We start from the raw sequence: 21,779 nt of genomic DNA on the forward strand, positions 1-21,779 counted from the left end.
TTAATATAAAATTGAGATATTTCATCTAAATATCCACTATAAAATAAATACATTGCAAAAAATACCAATGCTATTCCTATGCATTTTGTATTTCTTGATACTTTAAAAACTCCTTCATATGCTTTTTTATAATCCTCATAGCTATTAGAATAATTTATAATCATAACAAATCCCCTTACTATTTCAATTTAATAAATCCATCTTTAACTAACATATCTAAACTTTCTTCTATTTCTTTTAAATCTACTATTTCTAAAGATATAGTTAAATCTTTTTTAGTTTCTTTTAATTTATGTAGAATTTTTATTATATTCATACTTCCTTTATTTATGCTGAAATGACTATCTTTATCCCCAAAATTATTATGTAAATGAATATGATTTAACTTAAATAACAGCACATCTATCCATTCTTCCACCTTATATTTAGAATAAGCATTAACATGTCCCACATCTAAACAAGCAAAAAAATTATTCTTCTCAATCCTTCTCATCAAATCATCCATAAGCTCATAATCTTCATCAAGAACATTTTCTATAATAATAGGAATACTATTCTTGCCTTTCATAAAATCAGCCCAATAATTATATACATTTTCCTTCCACTCAATATAAGTATACGTCCTTGGTGTATATCCATTGTGATAAATTATTTTTTTAGCACCTAAATAATTTGCAACTTCATACGCTTGTTCCATTCTTAACTTACTGATTCTTCTTATCTCATGATCTCTACTTCCTGGACACAAGTCTGCATAAGGCCCATGAATTATTAAATCAACATTATTATATAATTCTTTTAACTCCTTTATATATATATCCATAATTTCATATCTATTATCTAATATATAAGGATTTGCGAATTGCACAACTTCTAAACCCACATCGTATTTTCTCAGTATAGGTAAAATTTTTTCAGTTTCCACCAATTGAGATACATAAAATTTCATATTCCCACCCCAAAATTTATTTATATTATTTTTATAAACTTATTATATTTTAGCATATATAAACTAAATTTGTATTTATTAGAAAAACTTTATCTTTTTAAAATAACTAGTCTATGAATATGTATTTGAGTTATAATAAATTTATATTTTGATTATAAGTTATAAATATAATAAACAAGAAAAACAAAGGTGATAGAAATGAATTTAATAAGCTTAGAAAATATAAATAAAAACTACTCAGAGAAAACTCTATTAAATAATATTTCTCTAGGTATAAACGAAGGCGAAAAAATAGGACTTATTGGTGTTAATGGGACTGGTAAATCTACTTTATTAAAAATAATAGCTGGAGTTGAGGAAAGTGAAAGTGGAACCATAATCAAGGCTAATAAGGTTAGAATTGAATATCTTCCACAAAATCCTTATTACGATGAAGAAGCAACCGTTCTTGAGCAAGTATTTAAAGGTACTTCCGCTGAAATGAAGTTAATAGGAGAGTATCAAGATATATTAGAAAAAATAAATCATACTTATGATGAAAAATTAAATACTAAATTACTTTCTCTTCAAAGTAAAATGGATGACTTAAATCTATGGGATTTGGAAAGTGATGCAAAAACTGTTCTTATGAAATTGGGAATAAAAGACTTTAACCAAAAAATAAAGGAACTATCTGGAGGTCAGAGAAAAAGAGTTTCTCTTGCTTCTGCTTTGATTACTCCTTGTGAATTATTGATTCTAGATGAACCTACCAACCATCTAGACAATGATACTATAGACTGGTTAGAGGAATATTTAAACAAATTCAAAGGTTCAATACTTATGATAACTCATGATAGATATTTCTTAGATAGAGTTACTAACAGAATTCTAGAATTAGATAAAGGCAGACTTTTTAGTTATGAAGGAAACTACTCTGTTTTCTTAGAAAAAAAAGCTGAGAGACTTGATTTAGAGCAATCTTCAGAACTTAAACGTCAAAACCTACTTAGAAAAGAGTTGGCATGGGTTAGACGTGGCGCACAGGCTCGTAGTACTAAACAAAAAGCAAGACTCCAAAGATTTGATGAATTAGTTAATGCAGATAAAAATGTAATTGATGAAAAATTAGACATCTCTGTCGGATCTTCAAGACTCGGAAACAAAATCATCGAAATCCACAATATCTCTAAAACTTTTGATGATAAAAAAGTAATAGATAATTTGGAATATACTTTGGCTAGACATGACAGAATAGGTATTATAGGTAAAAATGGTTTAGGTAAATCAACTTTAATAAATATACTTGACGGAAAAATCAAACCAGATAGTGGTGAAATAGAAATAGGTGAAACAGTTAAGATAGGTTGTTTCTCACAAGATGATTCCCATATGCACCCTGATATGAGAGCCATAGATTATATAAAAGAAGAAAGTGATTATATTACAACTGCTGATGGTAGCAAAATTACTGCTTCTCAAATGTGTGAAAAATTCTTATTTGATGGTACTATGCAATATACTTATATTAGAAAACTATCTGGAGGGGAAAGAAGAAGATTGCATCTTCTTAGAGTTTTAATGTCTGCACCTAATGTTCTTTTGCTAGACGAGCCTACAAATGACTTAGATATAGAAACTTTAAATCGTCTTGAGGACTATTTAGATGAATTTAAGGGTGTAGTTATAACTGTATCCCACGATAGATACTTCCTTGATAGAATTTGTAATAAAATATTCGCTTATGAAGGTAGAGGGAAAATTCATATATATACAGGAAATTATAGTGACTATCTAGTATACAGAGAAAATGAGAATATAAAGTTTGAAGAATTTACTCAAAGTACTCCTAAGGAAGAAAAAGTTAAAAAAGAAAAGCCAAAAAATGATAAAAAACTTAAATTCTCATTTAATGAACAAAGAGAATTTGATACTATCGATGATGATATTGCTTCTTTAGAGGAAAAAATCGAAAAACTTGAAGAAAGTACAAGTAAGTTTGCTACTAACTTTACAAAACTTCAAGAAATAATGGACGAAAAAGCAAAACTTGAAGAAGAATTAGAATATAAATATGAAAGATGGGAATATTTAAATAATTTGGCAGAAGAGATAGCTAATCAAAAATAAAATTTTCTTCGCTCATCTCGTGACGTCTAAGTCCTTGCTCTGCTTCGACTTATCCCGTTGCTTAAAATTATCATGGCGCCAACGTCTAAGTCCTTGCTCTGCTTCGACTTATCCCGTTGCTTAAAATTTAGTTTGGAGGTTTAGATAATGAGAATAATCGCCCATAAAGGCCTCAGTGGATTTTACCCGGAAAACACCATGTTGGCCTTTAAAAAATGTCTTAACTTAAACATATATGGAATAGAGCTAGACGTTCAAAAAACAAAAGATAACCAGATTGTCGTTATTCATGATGAAAAAGTTGATCGTACATTTAATGGTACTGGTTATATTAAAGATATGACTTTAAGTGAGCTTCAGTCTCTAAATTCCAATTTTAAAAATTATGAAAATAACAAAGACTGTAAAATCCCTACTCTAAAAGAGGTCCTGACATTATTTAAACCAACAGACTTTATAATAAATATAGAGCTTAAAAATAATAAAATAAAATATAAAAACTTGGAAGAAGATGTAATAAACTTAGTAAAAGAATTAAAAATGGAAAGAAGAGTTATTATATCTTCTTTTAGAATGAAAAGTCTTAATAAAGTAAAGGATCTTTGTCCTAAAATAACAAGGTCTTATTTAATAAGTGAAAGACTTTATAAATACAGACTTTAAATTTTACTTTTAAGAAAACCAACTGTATATACATATGTATTGACATAACCTCTCAGTAAATATAAAATAAGTTTATATTATATCGGGAGGTTTTATAATGGAAAAAATATTAGATAATTACAAAGCATTAGTTAACAACTTAGAAAATCTATGTGAAATTAAAATTAATGACTATGATTTAAATAAAACTGGATTATTTATAGTAGATATGAATAATGGATTTGCTAAAGAAGGTGCTCTATCTTCTCCAAGGGTAGAAAAAATAATAAAGCCAATAGCTGATTTTGGAAAATCAGTATCTTCTAAAATAAATACAATAGTAGCTTTTACAGATACTCATAATGAGGATGCTGTAGAACTGAAAAGTTATCCTACTCATTGTTTAAGGGGAGATAAAGAAAGTGAAGTAGTTGAAGAAATCCTGTCTATAGACAATATGGATATATTAGAAAAAAATTCTACCAATGGATTCTTTGTAATGGATATGGAAAAATATAAAAATTTAGATAATTTTATAGTTGTAGGATGTTGCACTGATATTTGTGTATATCAATTTGTACTGACACTAAAAACATACTTCAATCAAAATAATTTAGATAAAAATATTATAGTTCCTATGAATTTAATTGAAACTTATGATATAGATATGGTTCATAGTGGTGATTTTTTAAACACTATTTTCTTAAATAGTATGATTCAAAACGGAATAAATGTAGTCAAAAAAATTTTAATATAGTTTCATTAAAATAAAAAGGTGTCTTTTTTAAAGTGAAATAACACCTTTTTATTTTAATTGCAAGTTAAGCTACTATATTGTTAGTAAGTGTCATACTTAACAATACAAGGCCAAGAAAAATATTTATAATTCCTAAAGTACAATCTTCACATTCAGTGTTTACTAATATTTCTGTAAATCCAGTGTAAAATAAACCTGCTATACATAAACATGAAATAATTAAAATAGTTGGTATGCCAAAAACATAAACGTCATTAATTCCTAGAAATAGTGCGAAAAACAATAATAAAATACCTATAACAACTTTTAATTTCATTTTCTACTCCTCCATTCCCCCTTTATACCCCTATTGTATTTCACTTCTATTAATAAATCCATAAGATTTAAAATTTTCTGTAAATATTTAATGTTAATTTCCTTATACGTAAAAAATACACTTCTAATGAAGTGTATTTTTTAATAATCGTACTCTTTGCAATTTTCACATATAATTACTTTTAATTTATTATTATACATACTTTTATATGATAATAATAATTCATTTAATTGAGCATCCACTAGGTTTATAGAACCTTCACTAATTAGAATAACCTTTTCTTTTTCAATAATTATTTTTATATCGTTTACTTCATCTTTTAAAAAAGTTGTTATTAATTCCTTATTTTCTAAATCACTATTATACTTCTTATAAAAATCAGAATTTTTATCTATATCATTATATTTTTTTTCATTTACGGTATTTATTGTACTTTGTGTATTATTTGTAGGATTAAGTTTACTTAAGTCATCAAAACTTAGTTTATTAGGGTTTAATCCTAGGTTTTTTATTTGTTGATCTAATTCTGCTGGATCTACACCATATCTTTCCATTAATTTATTTTGCATCTTCATAAATTTTTCTTGAGATATATTATTTTCTCTCATATATTCATATATTTTAGATGTAAACTGAGACATGGTCATACTTCCGTTTGCTACAGAGAAATATAAATCATACATATAATTTTCAAATTTATCCACATCACTGTCTTTCACTTTATTCTTTAATTCGTTAAAATCAATTATTCTATCATCAGACATGTTAATTCCTCCTGCCAAAATTATACTTAATAAGAATTATACCACACTTATTAAAATATACATAATATAAAAAGAAATGTGGTGATTATTTTGTCGTTTCGTCTATTTCTTGTTTTCGCTATATTATTATTATTGGTTACTCCCCAAAATAAATCTTCTTAAGGATAGTTTTACTATCCTTAACTTATATTTTTCTTATCTTTATTTGATTTTCATTACAATTAAGATAACAACTCATATTTAAAGGTATTGTAACCATAGGTATACAATGACCAGATTTCAAATTATATATTGCTGGTTTTTTATTTTTTTGGGCAATTTCTTTAAGTATATCTAAAATTCCTTCATCATTTTGAAATGCTTTCTTACAATTTGTAAATTCACCAAATATTATTCCATTGCAATCATTAAATTTCCCCGCCATCTGTAGATGATTTAACATTTTATCCACTTTATAAGTATATTCTCCTATTTCTTCAATAAATAGTATTTTATTTTTAGTATTTATCTCATACTCAGTCCCCAAGGTTGAAACAATTATAGATAAATTCCCTCCTGTTATTGATCCTTCACAACAACCGCCATATAAAGATATTAATTTTTCATTAGATGGATTTTCAACTAATAATTCTTCTTTGAAATTTAATGCTTTTATCAATGAGCTATAAGTAAAATCATCCCATTTTTTTATACTTGCCGCCATGATTCCATGATAAGTAACCAAATTAGAAATCTGGTTTATAGCTATATGAAGAGCTGTAATATCAGAAAATCCCACAAATACCTTTGGATTATCTCTAATTATAGTAAAGTCTATTAAATTAAGAATCCTAGCACAACCATATCCTCCCCTAATGCAAATAATAGCGTCTACATCCTTATCTAAAAACATCCTTTCCAAATCTAATGCCCTCTCTTCATCTTTTCCACTTAAATATCCTTTATATGATAAATAGCAGCTCTTACCTATTTTAACTTTATAACCCAATCTATTTAATTCATATTTTATTTCTTCAATTTTTATATCTCTTAATGGTCCTGCTGGTGCAATCAACCCAATAGTATCTCCTTTTTCCAAAGCCTTTGGATATTTCATATTATCCCCCATTCCATAACATTTTACTTATTTATAAGCATTTTATACGAGTTCAAATCGTAATATTACTATAAGTAGTTTTTTTATAAATATTTATAGTTATATATTATTAAAATATTTCTAGGAGTTGATTAATATAAAAAAAGAAAAAATAGTATTAAAGTTTACAGTGCTGTCCTTTATTATATATATGGTTACCATGTTAGTATTTGAGGCAATCATATATACTGTCGTTGGCATAGGTTTTTTATCTTTTTTAGGATTTACATACGATTCCTATATTAGTGTTATAATCTTTTTAATAATTTGTTACGTTATGCTTATTCCTGCTGATTACTATACTTCTATTCTAATCGGTCTTTTTAAAATTAAAAGTAATATTTCTAGGTTTCAACAAAGAGCCATAGATTTTATTTTATATACATCTTTTTCTTCTTTAGTTGTTGGAATTGTAGATTTTTTTATGGAAGGCATAAGTATAAGCCCTGCTAATCAAATTCTATTTGTTTTACTTTATTATTTGTTAGATATGTATTCTGATATGTTACTTCTAAGCAAAATATAAAAAATCGCTTCGCATAAGCGAAGCGATTTTTTTACTTAAACTTAAAATAGTAATTTTTCAATTGCCTTAGTCATTTCACAAGATTCGTTCCAAAACTCATCTACATCTACTACTACTTCACTTACACTTGCAAATTCACCTGCAAATGCTGTAGCATGGCTACTTATAGTTGAAAGAACACTTGAATTTAAATTATTAATATTCCTATTTTTTATTTCACTTATAAAATCTTTTATCATTTTTTCATTACTGTTATCTTTCTCAAGTTTTATTACTATGTCCTTATTATCTATGAATTTTTTAATATATATAGTGTTTTCTTTTAAACTTGTATAAACTTCTCCATGTGTAAACATAAGTCTTATATTTCTATCTTCTTCTTTTGTGAATGCAGTGATATTAAGCGTAGCTGTAATATTATTTTTAAACTTTAATACGCTAATTAAATTATCAGAAACATTATTATCACAAGAGTATACACATTGTCCATACTGTCCTTCTTTTAATATAGACTTCAAATTTTCTTTGGTTGGATTTATATGTATCCCTCTACTTATTTCTTTATTACTAAGATAAATCTTCTCAGCGCAATAAGGACATTCTTTATCCTTACTACATCTTGTGCATAATTGGCTCATATTTAATTGTAGATTTTCTCTTGTAAAGTGATTTAATCTACCAAAGACAGAAATCTTTTCACACTTAGAATTTGTTAGAAATTCAAGCATATCCAAATCGTAACAACTATTTGTTAAAAGAAGTGGTGCTGTGTCATTATCTAGCCTCCAATTCCCTCTTACAAAGTTATGTACGAACTTTTCATATCCTATATATGAATTATAATTAATGTTAATTAAATTTCCCATTTCATTACTTTCTATTATTTCTCTAAGCTTCAAGAATACATTTGAATATCTATAAGGCATTGAAGCCATAAAAATTCTATCTTTATTATTTTCACATACATCTTTTAAATGAAATAATTTGTCTAAGTTATTAGCCACAGGGCCTTCTACTAAAACATCATAACCCTTGTCTAAAGCAGCAGTAGCTATTGAAAAATGGGTATTATCATCACTACATACTATAACTGCATCTGCTATTTTTTCCTTTTCAAAAAAATCTTTTATATTTCCAAATACTCTATCTTCAGATAAATTAAATATTTCTTTAAATTTTTTTCTTCTTCCTATTTTTGTCTCTACAACTTGTACAACTTCACATATATCATTATTATTTTTTATAAATTCCCCATAAGTGTACCTACCTCTTACACCCGCTCCAATTATAGCTAATTTAATTTTATTCATGAAACAATCCCCTTTATTTATTAGAATAATAAATTACCTCTATAAATAATTATAATATATATTTTTAAATTTAGATTATTTTCTCAACTTATCTTGCTTTTTATTGTATAAAAACATATAGAATGCAGCAGCAAAAATTATGCAGTAACCTAATACACTAAGGCTATCTGGATACACTCCAAATAAGAATATACTTAAAATAGCTGAGAATATTATATTGCTATAATCAAATATAGATATTTCTTTAGCTGGTGCATATTTATAAGCTAGAGTAACTCCAAATTGACCGAGGCTGGCAAATACACCTGCTAATAGTAAATATATAAACTGCATACTTGTCATAGGTTCATAAACTAAAATAAACATTGGCAGTACTGCTATTAATGAAAAGCTAGAAAAGAAAAATACAATAGTATAATATTCTTCCTTATTCCCTAACATTCTTACACAAGTATATGCAAGAGCTGCAAATACTGCACTTAAAAATCCAATTACGTATGGCACTACTCTAACATCAAAAGATGGTTTTATAATAAATAAAGCACCTATAAATGCCACAATTATTGCAGATATTTGCTTTATATTTATTTTTTCTTTTAATATTAAAGCACAAAATACTACTACCAAAAATGGACTTATTTTATTTAGCATATTTGCATCTGATAAAACTAAATTATCTATGGCATAATAATTAAAAATAACTCCTATTGTTCCAAATAAAGAACGATAAATTAAAACTTTTCTATTTTCTTTTTTTCCTGTAAAGCTTCCTTTATGTTTTATAATTAAAAATAATGCAATTATTGCAGCTACTAGATTTCTAAAAAATACTTTCTGTATATTAGGTAAATCACCTGATAATTTTATAAAAGCTGACATAACTGCAAATCCAAAGGCAGATAGAATTATAAAAACTATGCCTTTTAATCTGTTTGATCTTGTTATTTCACTCATTTTTTCTCCTTTTATTATTAATCTTTTCTAAAATTGTACTAATTTATTTTATATGTGAAAAATACAATAGTCAAATTTTTTATACCCATCTAACTATATTTATATTTATACATATTTATATTTTTTATGATAGCATATTGCATATTTCTAAATTATATATACAATATTAATAGTGATATTATTTTATGATTTTACAATTTTAAAGTAGAAGGTGAATAAATGAAAGAAAAATATACCGTTCCTATATATCAAAAAATAGCACTAGATTTGGCTAATAAGATACATACAGGGGACATAAAGGAAGGTAGTACTCTTTATGGGCGTTCTATACTTGCTGGAAAATATAATGTTTCTCCAGAAACAATAAGAAGAGCCATAAAATTACTAGAGGATATTGATATAGTCGAAAGTATTAAAGGTAAGGGAGTAATTGTCTTATCCTCAGATAATGCTTTATCTTTTATAAAAAAATATGAAGATATTACAAATATCTCTTCTTATAAAAGTAATCTCTATAGATTACTTGAGAACAAATCAAAAATTGACAATGATATAGTCCTTACATTAAACAAAATATTAGATTACTCTGATAGACTAGAAGTTATTAACCCACTAGTTCCTATACAATTTACTGTGGAGTCTCATTGTAAATACATTGGAAAAACAGCAGCTGAAACTAAGTTTTGGCAAAATACTGGGGCTACTATTGTAGCAATAAAAAGAGGAGATGAGTTAATCATTTCTCCAGGACCTTATATAGTATTTATGGAAAATGATATCTTATTAGTTGTTGGTGACAGATATATTTACAATTCAGTGCCAACTTTCCTATACGATTAGATTTTTACTTGAGAATTTACTATTAATAAAGGCATATGAAGTTTGTGATCTTCATATGCCTTCTTATTATTCTTCGTCTTCTTTAGCCCAATCAAGAGCTCTAGATACAGACTTTTTCCATCCCTTATATAGCTTTTTTCTTTTCTCTTCTTCCATAAAGGGTGTAAAATGCTTATCTAATTTACAATTATTTTTTATATTACTAAGATTATCATAAAAACCTACTGCTAATCCTGCTAAGTATGCTGCACCAAGGGCAGTTGTTTCTACAATTTTAGGTCTATTTATATTTACATTTAAAATATCCGATTGAAACTGCATTAAGAAATTATTTTTACTAGCACCACCATCAACCCTTAAATCTTTTAATAATATATTAGAATCTTCTTCCATAGCAGAAAGTACATCCTTAGTTTGATAAGCTATAGATTCTAGAGTTGCTCTAATTATATGTTCCTTTTTAGACCCTCTACTAAGACCAATTATAGTTCCTCTTGCATACATATCCCAATAAGGTGCACCAAGGCCTGTAAAAGCTGGTACTACATATACACCGTTTGTATCCTCTACTTTATTTGCATAATCTTCGCTATCAGAAGCATTCTTTAACATACGAAGTTCATCTCTAAGCCATTGAATAGATGCACCTCCCATAAATATACTTCCTTCTAATGCATAAGTTACACTCTCTCCTATACCCCATGCAATTGTAGTTAATAATCCATTTTTTGATTTAACTAATTTGTTTCCTGTATTCATTAATAAGAAACAGCCTGTTCCATAAGTATTTTTAGCGCTACCTTCTTCAAAGCAAGTTTGTCCAAATAATGCTGATTGTTGGTCACCTGCACATCCTGCAATAGGAACTTCTTCTCCTAATATATGCATATCTGTATTACCATATATATAACTAGATGGTTTAACTTCAGGAAGCATACTTAATGGAATATCCAGCTCATTTAGTATATCTTTATCCCATTTTAATTCATTTATATTAAACATCATTGTTCTAGAAGCATTTGAATAGTCTGTTACATGAACTTTTTTATTTGTCAACTTCCATATTAACCAAGTATCTACCGTTCCAAATAAAAGTTCTCCTCTTTCAGCTTTTTCTCTAGCACCTTTTACATTGTCTAATATCCATTTAACTTTTGTTGCAGAAAAATAGGCATCTATTATAAGCCCCGTCTTGTCCCTTATAACCTGTTCTAAATTTTTCCCTTTCAGTTCATCACAAATCTTTGAAGTCCTTCTACATTGCCATACAATAGCGTTATAAATAGGCTTTCCTGTATTCTTATCCCATACTATTGTAGTTTCTCTTTGATTTGTTATTCCTATAGCAGCTATTTCTTTTGGGTCTATTGATGCAGTTTCTACAGCTTCTCGCATAACACCACTTTGACATCCCCAAATTTCCATAGGGTCATGTTCTACCCATCCCGACTGTGGGAATATTTGGCTAAACTCTTTTTGTGAAACAGATACTATTTCTCCTTGTTTATTAAAAATTACCGCTCTAGAACTTGTTGTTCCTTGATCAAGAGCAATTACATATTTTTTTTCCATTAATTTTCCTCCCACTTCAAAATGAAGTAATTTATTAAAAATAATATTATTCTTGTATATAATTTTATTATATATTCTCATAATTAGTTTGTAAAAGCATTTTCTATCTTAATTATTTATTAGTATATTCATAAATCACTTTAGAATAATATAAAACTTATTTTAATATGACAATTCACTTTGCTTTATCAATACATAGGAGAATCAAACCCCTTATAATAAAAGATTCCTTGCAATTAAAAAAAGACCCCCGTAGGGATCTTTAAAAGCATTCTGACAAATATATATTATAATATAGTTATGTTAGCTGCTTGAAGACCTTTAGCACCTTCAACTATATCAAAGCTTACTTTTTGACCTTCTTCTAATGATTTGAATCCATCACCTTGTATAGCTGTGAAATGAGCGAATACATCATCTCCACCTTCTACAGATATAAATCCGAATCCTTTTTCGTTGTTAAACCATTTTACTGTTCCGTTATTCATTTTGGAATCTCCTATAAACCTACATCAAGTTTCTCTTGACTTACTGTGTATTTCTATATTTATTATAACATTATATTTATAAAATAGCTACCTTTTTATTTTTATTATTTTAATTTCATGTATATATCTTATGAAGTCTCTAGAATATGCTTATTATATTGCAAATAATCATTATATTGACTACCAGTAATATAGGTACTCCATATACAAACTTATTATGCTTAGTTTTGTGATGGAATCTATACATTCCTACTAATATACCTAAGCTTCCCCCTATTACACATATAAAAAACAAATTCTTTTCTGGTACTCTATAAGCATTTTTTATAGATTTTTTCTTATCTATATACATTAGAGAAAATCCAATTAAATTTATTATTATTAAGTAATATATCAATTTATTTCTCCTAACTAACTTCTTCAATTTTTATATTTTTTACTATATCCTCTATTATACTAGAATTTTCATCATATTTATCCAGATTTATTTCTAGATGAATTCGAAAATCCCATTGATCATCAGAAATTAATATATCTTCACTGAAAACTTCTTTATCATCTACTTTAGTCATATATGTAGCTTTAATGGCTGGGTAAGATAAATCCATATTCATTTCATCATTTATATTCTTATCACTGTATTTTAAATCATATATTTCATTATCTTCTATGTATACTGGAAAATCAGAATACTCTTTATGTTTCATTCTTTCCACTGTAAATTTAATATCTTCATATTTATAGCTTTGTTTGTAATATCCATCAGCACTATTTTCTTCATCTATAAATTCACTTTCTGTAAAGTACTTACTTTCACTAATCATAATTAAGTTTACAGAAGGTGTATCCTTTCCTTCTTCTACAATTTCTTCCTTACTGTTTTTATTATTACACCCTACACCTAATAATAAGCATAGAAATGTAATTAAAATGGCTATCCTTTTCAAATTAACTCCTCCTTTTATTTTACATTCCATATAAGAGTAGCTATAGTAGAATTTATTTCTTCTTCAACATATCCACTATTACTTATGCCTTTTAAAAATTCACTTATTTTATTTTCCTCATCACCATTAATTGTTTTAATAGTTTTAATTTTTTTTACATATGTACTATAGGCCTTTTCTAAGGTTTCCTTGTATGACCAAGTTTTCTCTTCATAATTAATTCTTGGAGTGTAACCTTGCAGATATAACATATTAAATGCATATAAAAAGTTTAAGTTTTCTTCTTTCTGTGAAAGATTTAAAATTTCACTTAATTTATCATAAACAAAATCTTTTCTCCTTATATTACACCTTAACACACAATATTTTTTGCTAGCCTCATTCATTTTTGCAAAAGTAGATGCGCTTTGTATAGCAGGTGTCATTGATGCAAAAACCAAATCAAAATTTTTATATAAATTGGATTTATTCATATCTAATTCGTGCCAATCATCGCAAATAAAAGAAGTATTATCAATATTAAGCTTTCTTTTATTTTCATTAGCATAATCTATCATTTTAGACGATAAATCTATTCCATATATATAGCTACATTCCTGTGCTAGTGCAAGAGTATACTTTCCTCCTCCACAACCCACATCTAAAACTTTAAAATCCTTATTAATTAAATTTTCCTCTTTTAAAAGCTTTATAAATTCATCATTTTCTGAAGTTGGAATTACATAATTTCCAAAGTAATCCGCCTTTTCATCCCATAAGTTTATGTTTGCTTCTTTATCTTGATCTTTTAATCTCCATTTTAATTTTATTTCATTTATATTCATTCATTTCCCTCCCCCATATTCTCCTATATATATTGTAACAATTTATTTTCAAAAATCATAAAATACTTTATATAATTTTAAATATAAGGGGGTTAAATATGGAACTGCCAATAATAAATAATGAGATGACTAATTTCTTTTCATCTTATCGATCTGATTACCCCACTGCCATAGCTATAATTCATGGCAATAAGGATAACCCTTCCATCAGAGGAGAAGTTCTTTTTTATCAACTAGACGATGGTGTCTATATTAAGGCTTATATTATAGGTATACCAGATACCAATTCTAAGGGTGAACCTACAAAATTTCATGGATTTCACATACATGAAAGAGGAGATTGCACAATAGATAAATCTGAAGACCCATTTCCATCTGTAGGAAGTCATTTTAATCCAAATAACAACATACATCCATTTCATTCTGGTGATTTGCCACCAATTTTATCGGCTAATGGAATTGGTATATTATCTGTTTTTACAAATAGTTTTCGTGTAATTGATATACTAGAGAGATCTATTATCCTACACGAAGACCGTGATGATTTCACTTCTCAACCTTCTGGTATGTCCGGTAAAAAAATTGCTTGCGGTGTAATTTTACCTTATCATTATTAAATATTTTTTGAGTATTATTAAATAATTTTAATAATACTCTTTTATTTTTCCAAACTTGACATTAATAATTAATCTAACTATTATTTACTTAGTAGATTTTATTATTTCTATATTTTTTTAAGTGATACATGGGGAGGAGTTATGATTAGAAAGTTTGATTTCAAAAAAGAATATAAAAACTTATATTCCTCAAAGCAAAAACCTACATTAATAGATGTTCCACCTTTAAATTATATTATGATAGATGGAAATGGAAAACCAACAGGAGAAAACTACCAAAATGCTATGCAAATCTTATACTCTCTTACTTATACTATTAAAATGAGTAAAAATGGCAGTAATCATATCGATAGCTATTATGAATATGTAATTCCTCCTTTGGAAGGTTTATGGTATCTAGAAAATGGCAAGCTTGATTTTAATGTAAATAAAGAGAAATGGTTATGGACTTCTATGATTGCCCAACCTGACTTTGTTGATAAAGATATTTTTAATTGGGCTTTGCATGAATGTAAGAATAAAAAACCTGATTTAGACTTTTCAAAAACTAAATTTGAAACTTTTTATGAGGGGCTTTGTGTGCAGTCCATGCATATCGGATCTTATGATGATGAGCTGAGAACTATAGCTAAAATTGATAAATACATAGAAGATAACAATTTAGTAAATGTTACAAGTAATATTAGAAAACATCATGAAATTTATTTATCAGACCCTAGAAGAACTTCACCTGAAAAATTAAGAACCATTCTTAGGTTTCCTGTACAAAAAAACTTACTATAGAAAAAGGGCTGTGTCATAACAATATTTAATTGTTTATTACACAACCCTTATTTATTATTTACCTATGAACATTTGAGTCCAATATAAAGTTCCATTTGAACTTTTTGCCACACCTATACCTATATCTGTAAAGTTTGCATTTAATATGTTTGCTCTATGTCCTGAAGAGTTCATCCAAGAATTTACAACTTCCGCTGGTGTTCTTTGACCCATGGCTATATTTTCTCCTGCAGTTCTATAGCTTATGTTAAATTGCTTCATCATATCAAATGGAGAACCGTAAGTTGGAGAAGTATGGTCAAAGTAATTTTTATTTATCATATCTTGTGATTTTATTGTTGCCACATTAGATAATTGAGTATTAAAAGATAATTCACTTAAACCTCTTTTACTTCTTTCCACATTAACAAGTCTAGTAACTTCCTTTTGGAAGCTTAAAAATGATCCTGTTGTAGTTTGATTATCATTTGATGTGTTATTGTCGTCACTTGGTTTTTCAACTACATTATCATTATCTTGGTTATTATCATTTCCTGTATTGCTATTGTTATTATCTTGGTTATTATCGTTTCCTGTATTACTATCGCTATTTCCTTGATTATTATCGTTTCCTGTATTACTATTGTTATTATCTTGATTATTATCGTTTCCAATGCTACTATCGCTATCACCTTGGTTATTATCATTTCCAGTGTTACTATCATTATTACCTTGGTTATTATCATTTCCTGTATTACTATTGTTATTATCTTGGTTATTATCGTTACCAGTATTTGAATTGTTATTGCTTCCTATAGAAGAATCCCCATTTTGAGATGGTTTATTATTACATCCTAGAGATATTTTATACTTTTTACCATTTATAACAAGGTATATTGCACCTTTCGTTTTATAATTAGTTATTACTTTTTTACTTAAAGCACTTGATGATACTATACTAGATCCTGCTATTACAGTAATTAATCCTGCCGTTAATAATGTCTTAAATTTTTTGTTCATAATATCCACCGTCCTATTTTCTAAATTTGTAACTTTTTTGTAACCTTTAGGGTGTGTGTTACCCCTGTAATTAGTATTCTAACATCTATTCATTAGATTTTTAACTGTTATTTAATGTAAATTTATTATTTTACCCACATAAATGCTGAAATATACTTATTTTTTAGTAAAAAAAATACAACATAATTTTCATTATGTTGTAACTTTTCAATTCATTTTTGTAACCTTTTTGTTAATTATCAAAATCTATATGATATGTTTTTCCATTTGATTTTATATCTAAATAAGATAAGTTAAATTGATCTTTCATTACATCAATTTTATACTCGTATATTGCATCATCTTCTTTTTTGCTCATAAATATGTAACTACCTTCTTCTTTATCCTCTATTTCATCACATATTTCATCATAAATTTCTTCTCCACTTATATGTCCTTCATATCCTGATGCATGTATTTTATCTTCTATCATTTTATATAACTCTTCCATTTGATGACACTCCTTAATAATAATTTTTCATTATAATTATATATTATACACAAATATAAAATAATTAAAATATTTTCTTTTGTCCTAATTATATAAATCCATAATCCTAATTAGCTTTTTGTAAACATCAAGAAAAATCAAAATTATTACTAGTATTCAATTTTTAATTCATCTGATATTATTTTAGCTGTATCATAAGCCATCTCTCCAATAAGATTATAACATTTATTCAATTTTTCTTCACTTTCTGCTTCTAATCCCTTTGTAATTTACTTACAACATATAGAACTATTTTTTCTATAAATATATCATGAATATTTTTACTTAGCTCTTTTGCTTTATTTATAGACGAATCATTTCCTTCACTTCTGCTAAATAATAAACCTATAGATATATTTGTAGCTGATAATGTACCACAAACACATCCACAACCATCTATTCTTCCAGAAAATCTAGAAGCAACTCTAAATTGCTTTTAATACTGACTCTGAACATGATAATTTTTCATTTTTAAAGTAGTTTTGTGCCTCTTTTCCAATTGGGTTTAAATCAATTTTTTTCATAATAAATTTACATTAAATTCTAATTAGTTCTTTATAATTAATGTAAAGATAATCTTAGTGATATAGATTTTAATATCCTTGATGATGATGAAAAATTTTTCGTCATCATCTCCCCTTATTTTTTATCTTTTACTAAAATAGCTGTATATAATTAATATTACCACCGTTATACTTATTAGTTTTCAAATCTTTTATTTTTTAATAAAATTATTATTATTTTAAAAAATCTTTTCCTATCTCATTTATTTTCTTTTTATACTTTTTATGTTAAAATAGTTATTATATTTTGATAATCTTGAATATAAATTTTAATAGATATTTTGTTAATAATATAAATATAATATTTGTTTCAAGTATCAAAGATAAATAGATTAAATTCTATTAAGGAAACAGGAGGATTGAAATGAGCATAAGACAAAAATTTGCCGAATCATTTGCAAGATCTAAAACAATGAGCGGCCCAGAAAAAAAAGCCAACGAAATAATGGGGAAAATCCTTTTAAAAAAAGCTATACTTCCAATAGTTGCTATGATTGTTGTTATCATAGTATTTGCAGCAATGAGACTTAATGGTTGGTATGCTTTTGCAATAAACATAGCAATAGCTGTTGGTACTTTCTTCTATATGAGAAATGAAAGTAAAAAATATCAAACATTTAAACCTTATGTTGGTAACTTAATAAAGGTTGAGAAAAAGGGTAAAAAGGAATACGTTGCAATTATAAAACAAGGTAAAACACCTGTTAAATTACAAATTGCTTATGGTGGAGAAGATTTAGAAAATATTAAGAGAAATCAACTTGTACAAATAAGCTACAATCCAGATTACAAAATAGCTATATTAGTTACAAAGCAATAATATTAATTAATAATTAATACATATAAAAAACTTCTACTATTTTAGTAGAAGTTTTTTATTATTATTTACTCTTTATTAAATACATAATCTCTATAAATTTTAAGTGCTTTTGCAAGTTGGTCTGGACAAGAGGTATTTCTATTTCTACAAGGTATATATTCAAGTTCATCAATTATTTCATCAATATGTCTTCCTTCAACGAAATGTTTTAAAGCAATTAATGACCCATCACATCCTCCATCAAATACTACATCTAATAAAATATCATCCTCTATATTTAATAAGATTGATTTTGCACAAACACCATGAGTATAATATCTATACAATTTTCTTCACCCCCATAATAATTTATGATTAAAAAAATGCTATAATGATATTGTATTTATTTATCTTGATATAATTAATGTTTAAGAAGCAAAATTGAGGTAAATAGTAATAGTAAGATACTACTTATGCGAAAGGAGTATAGTTTTGAAAAAAGAGTATTTTTTTGAAATGGGTTTTAGAGGACTGACTCTTATCTTTTGGCCCATAATAATATATAAGTGGATTTTTATTCCAAATATTTATATGGAAAGAAATTCTTTTTTAATATTTAGCATTTTGGCAATAATATACATAATAAATATTGGTATTTCACAGGCAAAATATAAATTTTTAGATAATATAGTAATATATTATAGAATTTCTACATTAATTTCTTTTATATTAACATTAGCATCATTTTTGCTATATCCTACTAATATAACATTAATGTGGTTAAAAGTATTATTTATTTTTATCTACTTCTATATTTCCTTTAAAAATGTTTATACTTATAAAATAGAAGAATGTGTAGTCGGTATGATTAGTGCAGTGTTATTATTAGTAATAAGCATATGTTATTAATTACCATATATTTATCTTAGGAAATATTAGACATAGTTTATATTTTTTGGTATTATTTATACTGAAAGTTATTATAAAATCTCAAGGGTGCAAAGGAGTAACTAACAATATGGAAAAGAAAATATTAGCCAAAGTTGGAGAAAAAGAAATATCTAACTTAGACGTTCAAAGTGCAATTCAAGGACTTGATCCTTATCAAGCACAACAATTCCAAACTGAAGAAGGTCAAAAATATGTATTAGAAGATTTAATAAATCAAGAATTATTATACATGTATGCAAAAGATAATAAAATAGACCAAGATGAAGACTTCAGAAATGAAATGAAAAGAGTTGAAGAAAATGTATTAAAACAATACGTTATCAACAAAATATTAACTAGCGTTCAATTAACAGAAGAAGAAAAAAAAGCTTTCTTTGAAGCTCAAAAACAAAACTTCTCTAAGCCAGAAACTGCTTCAGCTAAACATATATTAGTTGACAACGAAGAAAAAGCAAATGATATATTAGGTAAAATAAATACTGGTGAAATATCCTTTGAAGATGCAGCTAAAGAACATTCTACTTGTCCATCAAAAGATGCTGGTGGAGATTTAGGTTCTTTTGGAAGAGGACAAATGGTTCCAGAATTCGAAGAAGCTGTATTCAATATGAATAAAGGTGAAGTAAGTGGACCTGTTAAAACTCAATTTGGATATCACTTAATCAAATTAGAAGATAAAAAAGAAAGTACTGTACCTACATATGATGAAGTTTCTGAAGAAGTAGGTAGAACTTTATTATACCAAAAACAAGGTGAAGTTTACCAACAAAAACTAAACGAAGTTAAGGCTAAATTCCCTAACTCTGTTGAATACATGAATAAATAAATTAATTAATAAAAAATATAAAAGATTTACAACCAAAACAGCCCTTAGGTAATCTAAGAGCTGTTTTTAATTATATAAATATTCCATTACTTTTATATTTTTTAGTTATTAAATTAAAATTAACTTCTGTAACCCCTTTAATTTTATATACTTCTTCAAATATAAAATTATTAAGCTCCTCAAAATCTTTAACATATCCATGAACGTGCAATTCATTTTTACCTGTCGTAGCATATACTGATTCTATTTGTGGATGTTTGCAAAGTTCACTTGCAACATAATCTATTTCACTTGGTATTGCAGCTATTTGTAAAAATACAGCTGTATTAAGCCCTACCTTAGGTGAGTTAAGCTGTACTGTAAATTTTTCAATTATTCCTTCTTCAGTCATTTTCATAACTCTTTCTCTTACAGCCATACGAGATAGATGTACTTCTCTAGCTATTTCTGCATAAGATACTCTACAATCATTCGCCAATAGGCTTAGTATGTCCATGTCAATCTTATTTAATTTCAAGCCAATTTTATTAAAGTTCAAAGTATCTTCTTTCATAAAATCAACACCTCCCCTTTACAGTCAATTATATCATCATAAAATAAGGGTGTATACATAATTTACCATTTATTGTAGATTTTTGTATAATTTTTTAATATTATATATTATTAAAAAATTTGATTCACTCATATCGCAAAAATTGAGAAGCATGTCATCAATGATATATCCTCGTTACCATTTTGAGCAACTGCGTGAGCCCTATAAAATCTCATATAAATCTGTTACTCAAATGATATTCCTTCATTTTGCCTTAAGCTACTTTGTGGAATCTATGAAATTCCAAGTACCTATGTTGCTCAAAAGTAACTTTTTTACCTATCTACATTCATTAATATTGCTTAGTTTTACAAATTATTTACAAATTTGAGAGAAATATAATTATCCTTGTATGTAAAAAAATAGATAGACTCTTGTTTAGTCTATCTATTCTTCATAAAAATCTAAGCCTTTTATTATTAATTATTGAAATGTTTATATTTTTACAGTTTTATGTATTTTGTCATAACAATATTCAATAATCTCTTTTCTTTTTATTATTCCAATAAAAGTTTTATGGTCATCAATAACCGGAACAAAGTTTTGATTTCTAGCCTTTGATATCAAATCTTCTATATTGGCCTCCACAGATACGGGTGTATTATCCTTTCTTCTTTTTATCGTACTAATTGGCATATCTTCCAATGCTTTAAAATCTAATGTTTTTTCTTGAAAATTGTCTTTTAATGTCCACAACAAGTCGCCTTCTGTTATAGTTCCTACATATTTCCCATCTCGAGTCAATATAGGTATAGATGAATATTTATGATACTCCATCTTTTCTAGAGTTTGTCTCAATGTATAGTCTTCATAAATAAAAGCCACTTCACTTTTTGGTGTTAAGAAAAACAAAATATTCATTAACATTACACCTCCAAAATTAACTAGCTAATTATAAAAGGATTTCCCTCACTATTAATTTTATCATATTTACATCATAATTCAAATTTATATTTTCAAATTCAATTTAAAGGGTATAAATAAATT

27 protein-coding genes are annotated in these 21,779 nt (G+C 26.7%); 10 read left to right on the plus strand and 17 right to left on the minus strand.

Annotation, left to right across the window (positions count from 1 at the left end):
- Positions 1 to 178: 178 nt before the first annotated feature.
- Positions 179 to 949, minus strand: a complete 771-nt coding sequence (locus QX51_RS17360; protein WP_039681166.1) for a sugar phosphate isomerase/epimerase family protein — start codon at positions 947 to 949, stop codon at positions 179 to 181.
- 198 nt (positions 950 to 1,147) lie between these two features.
- Between QX51_RS17360 and QX51_RS17365 the strand changes: the two genes are divergently transcribed.
- The 3 genes from QX51_RS17365 to QX51_RS17375 all read left to right on the plus strand — a co-directional run bounded on the left by QX51_RS17365 (position 1,148) and on the right by QX51_RS17375 (position 4,457).
- The gene (locus QX51_RS17365; protein WP_039681167.1) at positions 1,148 to 3,058 is read left to right on the plus strand and encodes an ABC-F family ATP-binding cassette domain-containing protein; all 1,911 of its coding nucleotides are present in this window, start codon (positions 1,148 to 1,150) and stop codon (positions 3,056 to 3,058) included.
- A gap of 147 nt (positions 3,059 to 3,205) precedes the next feature.
- Complete coding sequence (locus QX51_RS17370; protein ID WP_052233140.1) at positions 3,206 to 3,721, plus strand: glycerophosphodiester phosphodiesterase family protein; 516 nt, start codon at positions 3,206 to 3,208, stop codon at positions 3,719 to 3,721.
- A 97-nt stretch (positions 3,722 to 3,818) separates the two neighbouring features.
- Positions 3,819 to 4,457: a cysteine hydrolase family protein gene (locus QX51_RS17375; protein ID WP_039681168.1), complete on the plus strand. Its 639-nt coding sequence runs from the start codon at positions 3,819 to 3,821 to the stop codon at positions 4,455 to 4,457.
- A gap of 64 nt (positions 4,458 to 4,521) precedes the next feature.
- Here the strand turns inward: QX51_RS17375 and QX51_RS17380 are convergent, their stop codons facing one another.
- The 3 genes from QX51_RS17380 to QX51_RS17390 all read right to left on the minus strand — a co-directional run bounded on the left by QX51_RS17380 (position 4,522) and on the right by QX51_RS17390 (position 6,633).
- A complete protein-coding gene (locus QX51_RS17380) occupies positions 4,522 to 4,773 on the minus strand; it encodes a hypothetical protein (protein WP_039681169.1) in 252 nt (83 codons plus the stop codon).
- A gap of 140 nt (positions 4,774 to 4,913) precedes the next feature.
- On the minus strand, positions 4,914 to 5,537 hold the full coding sequence (locus QX51_RS17385; protein ID WP_039681170.1) for a DUF3867 family protein: 624 nt from the start codon (positions 5,535 to 5,537) through the stop codon (positions 4,914 to 4,916).
- 184 nt (positions 5,538 to 5,721) lie between these two features.
- A complete protein-coding gene (locus tag QX51_RS17390) occupies positions 5,722 to 6,633 on the minus strand; it encodes a S66 peptidase family protein (protein ID WP_039681171.1) in 912 nt (303 codons plus the stop codon).
- 169 nt (positions 6,634 to 6,802) lie between these two features.
- Between QX51_RS17390 and QX51_RS20160 the strand changes: the two genes are divergently transcribed.
- A complete protein-coding gene (locus QX51_RS20160) occupies positions 6,803 to 7,198 on the plus strand; it encodes a YrvL family regulatory protein (protein WP_278246245.1) in 396 nt (131 codons plus the stop codon).
- Positions 7,199 to 7,239: 41 nt separating this feature from the next.
- Here QX51_RS20160 and QX51_RS17395 read toward each other — a convergent pair whose 3' ends face one another.
- Positions 7,240 to 8,508 (minus strand): Gfo/Idh/MocA family protein, encoded by a 1,269-nt coding sequence (locus QX51_RS17395; protein ID WP_039681172.1) that lies wholly within the window; start codon positions 8,506 to 8,508, stop codon positions 7,240 to 7,242.
- A gap of 75 nt (positions 8,509 to 8,583) precedes the next feature.
- Positions 8,584 to 9,462, minus strand: a complete 879-nt coding sequence (locus QX51_RS17400; RefSeq protein WP_039681173.1) for a DMT family transporter — start codon at positions 9,460 to 9,462, stop codon at positions 8,584 to 8,586.
- 219 nt (positions 9,463 to 9,681) lie between these two features.
- On the opposite strand from QX51_RS17400, the gene QX51_RS17405 reads away from it, so the two are divergent.
- The gene (locus tag QX51_RS17405) at positions 9,682 to 10,302 is read left to right on the plus strand and encodes a GntR family transcriptional regulator (RefSeq protein ID WP_039681174.1); all 621 of its coding nucleotides are present in this window, start codon (positions 9,682 to 9,684) and stop codon (positions 10,300 to 10,302) included.
- Positions 10,303 to 10,368: 66 nt separating this feature from the next.
- On the opposite strand, the gene glpK is transcribed toward QX51_RS17405, so the two are convergent.
- The 5 genes from glpK to QX51_RS17430 form a co-directional block, all read right to left on the minus strand.
- Complete coding sequence (gene glpK, locus QX51_RS17410) at positions 10,369 to 11,874, minus strand: glycerol kinase GlpK (protein ID WP_039681175.1); 1,506 nt, start codon at positions 11,872 to 11,874, stop codon at positions 10,369 to 10,371.
- Positions 11,875 to 12,161: 287 nt separating this feature from the next.
- A complete protein-coding gene (locus QX51_RS17415; RefSeq protein WP_018590168.1) occupies positions 12,162 to 12,362 on the minus strand; it encodes a cold-shock protein in 201 nt (66 codons plus the stop codon).
- 139 nt (positions 12,363 to 12,501) lie between these two features.
- A complete protein-coding gene (locus QX51_RS17420) occupies positions 12,502 to 12,759 on the minus strand; it encodes a DUF1294 domain-containing protein (RefSeq protein ID WP_052233141.1) in 258 nt (85 codons plus the stop codon).
- A gap of 10 nt (positions 12,760 to 12,769) precedes the next feature.
- A complete protein-coding gene (locus QX51_RS17425; RefSeq protein WP_152607253.1) occupies positions 12,770 to 13,309 on the minus strand; it encodes a hypothetical protein in 540 nt (179 codons plus the stop codon).
- Positions 13,310 to 13,323: 14 nt separating this feature from the next.
- Positions 13,324 to 14,133 carry a class I SAM-dependent methyltransferase gene (locus QX51_RS17430; protein WP_039681178.1) on the minus strand — a complete coding sequence of 270 codons (810 nt, stop codon included), beginning with the start codon at positions 14,131 to 14,133 and terminating at the stop codon, positions 13,324 to 13,326.
- 98 nt (positions 14,134 to 14,231) lie between these two features.
- Here QX51_RS17430 and QX51_RS17435 point away from each other — a divergent pair, with 98 nt between their 5' ends.
- Together QX51_RS17435 and QX51_RS17440 are read left to right on the plus strand one after the other, a co-directional pair.
- Positions 14,232 to 14,750: a superoxide dismutase family protein gene (locus QX51_RS17435; RefSeq protein WP_079764860.1), complete on the plus strand. Its 519-nt coding sequence runs from the start codon at positions 14,232 to 14,234 to the stop codon at positions 14,748 to 14,750.
- A 141-nt stretch (positions 14,751 to 14,891) separates the two neighbouring features.
- Positions 14,892 to 15,533, plus strand: coding sequence for a GyrI-like domain-containing protein (locus QX51_RS17440; protein ID WP_039681179.1), 642 nt, complete (start codon positions 14,892 to 14,894; stop codon positions 15,531 to 15,533).
- A gap of 54 nt (positions 15,534 to 15,587) precedes the next feature.
- On the opposite strand, the gene QX51_RS17445 is transcribed toward QX51_RS17440, so the two are convergent.
- The 3 genes from QX51_RS17445 to QX51_RS21865 all read right to left on the minus strand — a co-directional run bounded on the left by QX51_RS17445 (position 15,588) and on the right by QX51_RS21865 (position 17,461).
- Entirely contained in the window at positions 15,588 to 16,532 is a 945-nt protein-coding gene (locus QX51_RS17445) for a CAP domain-containing protein (RefSeq protein WP_039681180.1), read from the minus strand.
- Between the two features lie 232 nt (positions 16,533 to 16,764).
- Complete coding sequence (locus QX51_RS17450) at positions 16,765 to 17,022, minus strand: hypothetical protein (protein WP_039681181.1); 258 nt, start codon at positions 17,020 to 17,022, stop codon at positions 16,765 to 16,767.
- Between the two features lie 253 nt (positions 17,023 to 17,275).
- The gene (locus tag QX51_RS21865) at positions 17,276 to 17,461 is read right to left on the minus strand and encodes a hypothetical protein (RefSeq protein ID WP_408645582.1); all 186 of its coding nucleotides are present in this window, start codon (positions 17,459 to 17,461) and stop codon (positions 17,276 to 17,278) included.
- Between the two features lie 527 nt (positions 17,462 to 17,988).
- On the opposite strand from QX51_RS21865, the gene QX51_RS17455 reads away from it, so the two are divergent.
- Positions 17,989 to 18,444, plus strand: a complete 456-nt coding sequence (locus QX51_RS17455; RefSeq protein ID WP_039681182.1) for a hypothetical protein — start codon at positions 17,989 to 17,991, stop codon at positions 18,442 to 18,444.
- 65 nt (positions 18,445 to 18,509) lie between these two features.
- Here the strand turns inward: QX51_RS17455 and QX51_RS17460 are convergent, their stop codons facing one another.
- A complete protein-coding gene (locus tag QX51_RS17460; protein ID WP_039681183.1) occupies positions 18,510 to 18,770 on the minus strand; it encodes a TIGR03905 family TSCPD domain-containing protein in 261 nt (86 codons plus the stop codon).
- Positions 18,771 to 19,047: 277 nt separating this feature from the next.
- On the opposite strand from QX51_RS17460, the gene QX51_RS20785 reads away from it, so the two are divergent.
- Positions 19,048 to 19,332, plus strand: a complete 285-nt coding sequence (locus QX51_RS20785; RefSeq protein ID WP_161791947.1) for a hypothetical protein — start codon at positions 19,048 to 19,050, stop codon at positions 19,330 to 19,332.
- A 46-nt stretch (positions 19,333 to 19,378) separates the two neighbouring features.
- Positions 19,379 to 20,200 carry a peptidylprolyl isomerase gene (locus QX51_RS17470; protein WP_242842770.1) on the plus strand — a complete coding sequence of 274 codons (822 nt, stop codon included), beginning with the start codon at positions 19,379 to 19,381 and terminating at the stop codon, positions 20,198 to 20,200.
- A 70-nt stretch (positions 20,201 to 20,270) separates the two neighbouring features.
- Here QX51_RS17470 and QX51_RS17475 read toward each other — a convergent pair whose 3' ends face one another.
- Together QX51_RS17475 and QX51_RS17480 are read right to left on the minus strand one after the other, a co-directional pair.
- Positions 20,271 to 20,753, minus strand: a complete 483-nt coding sequence (locus tag QX51_RS17475; RefSeq protein WP_052233142.1) for an Lrp/AsnC family transcriptional regulator — start codon at positions 20,751 to 20,753, stop codon at positions 20,271 to 20,273.
- Between the two features lie 474 nt (positions 20,754 to 21,227).
- On the minus strand, positions 21,228 to 21,653 hold the full coding sequence (locus QX51_RS17480) for a CBS domain-containing protein (RefSeq protein ID WP_039681189.1): 426 nt from the start codon (positions 21,651 to 21,653) through the stop codon (positions 21,228 to 21,230).
- Positions 21,654 to 21,779 lie beyond the last annotated feature (126 nt).

It is taken from the genome of Terrisporobacter othiniensis, from assembly GCF_000808015.1.
Taxonomy (GTDB): Bacteria; Bacillota; Clostridia; order Peptostreptococcales; family Peptostreptococcaceae; genus Terrisporobacter; species Terrisporobacter muris.

What these genes read in the sequence shown, in the direction of transcription:
- QX51_RS17360 (WP_039681166.1), bottom strand. Translation starts at nt 949, where the DNA reads ATGAAATTTTATGTATCTCAATTGGTGGAAACTGAAAAAATTTTACCT.
- QX51_RS17365 (WP_039681167.1), top strand. Translation starts at nt 1,148, where the DNA reads ATGAATTTAATAAGCTTAGAAAATATAAATAAAAACTACTCAGAGAAA.
- QX51_RS17370 (WP_052233140.1), top strand. Translation starts at nt 3,206, where the DNA reads ATGAGAATAATCGCCCATAAAGGCCTCAGTGGATTTTACCCGGAAAAC.
- QX51_RS17375 (WP_039681168.1), top strand. Translation starts at nt 3,819, where the DNA reads ATGGAAAAAATATTAGATAATTACAAAGCATTAGTTAACAACTTAGAA.
- QX51_RS17380 (WP_039681169.1), bottom strand. Translation starts at nt 4,773, where the DNA reads ATGAAATTAAAAGTTGTTATAGGTATTTTATTATTGTTTTTCGCACTA.
- QX51_RS17385 (WP_039681170.1), bottom strand. Translation starts at nt 5,537, where the DNA reads ATGTCTGATGATAGAATAATTGATTTTAACGAATTAAAGAATAAAGTG.
- QX51_RS17390 (WP_039681171.1), bottom strand. Translation starts at nt 6,633, where the DNA reads ATGAAATATCCAAAGGCTTTGGAAAAAGGAGATACTATTGGGTTGATT.
- QX51_RS17395 (WP_039681172.1), bottom strand. Translation starts at nt 8,508, where the DNA reads ATGAATAAAATTAAATTAGCTATAATTGGAGCGGGTGTAAGAGGTAGG.
- QX51_RS17400 (WP_039681173.1), bottom strand. Translation starts at nt 9,462, where the DNA reads ATGAGTGAAATAACAAGATCAAACAGATTAAAAGGCATAGTTTTTATA.
- QX51_RS17405 (WP_039681174.1), top strand. Translation starts at nt 9,682, where the DNA reads ATGAAAGAAAAATATACCGTTCCTATATATCAAAAAATAGCACTAGAT.
- glpK (WP_039681175.1), bottom strand. Translation starts at nt 11,874, where the DNA reads ATGGAAAAAAAATATGTAATTGCTCTTGATCAAGGAACAACAAGTTCT.
- QX51_RS17415 (WP_018590168.1), bottom strand. Translation starts at nt 12,362, where the DNA reads ATGAATAACGGAACAGTAAAATGGTTTAACAACGAAAAAGGATTCGGA.
- QX51_RS17430 (WP_039681178.1), bottom strand. Translation starts at nt 14,133, where the DNA reads ATGAATATAAATGAAATAAAATTAAAATGGAGATTAAAAGATCAAGAT.
- QX51_RS17435 (WP_079764860.1), top strand. Translation starts at nt 14,232, where the DNA reads ATGGAACTGCCAATAATAAATAATGAGATGACTAATTTCTTTTCATCT.
- QX51_RS17440 (WP_039681179.1), top strand. Translation starts at nt 14,892, where the DNA reads ATGATTAGAAAGTTTGATTTCAAAAAAGAATATAAAAACTTATATTCC.
- QX51_RS17445 (WP_039681180.1), bottom strand. Translation starts at nt 16,532, where the DNA reads ATGAACAAAAAATTTAAGACATTATTAACGGCAGGATTAATTACTGTA.
- QX51_RS17450 (WP_039681181.1), bottom strand. Translation starts at nt 17,022, where the DNA reads ATGGAAGAGTTATATAAAATGATAGAAGATAAAATACATGCATCAGGA.
- QX51_RS17455 (WP_039681182.1), top strand. Translation starts at nt 17,989, where the DNA reads ATGAGCATAAGACAAAAATTTGCCGAATCATTTGCAAGATCTAAAACA.
- QX51_RS17475 (WP_052233142.1), bottom strand. Translation starts at nt 20,753, where the DNA reads ATGAAAGAAGATACTTTGAACTTTAATAAAATTGGCTTGAAATTAAAT.
- QX51_RS17480 (WP_039681189.1), bottom strand. Translation starts at nt 21,653, where the DNA reads ATGAATATTTTGTTTTTCTTAACACCAAAAAGTGAAGTGGCTTTTATT.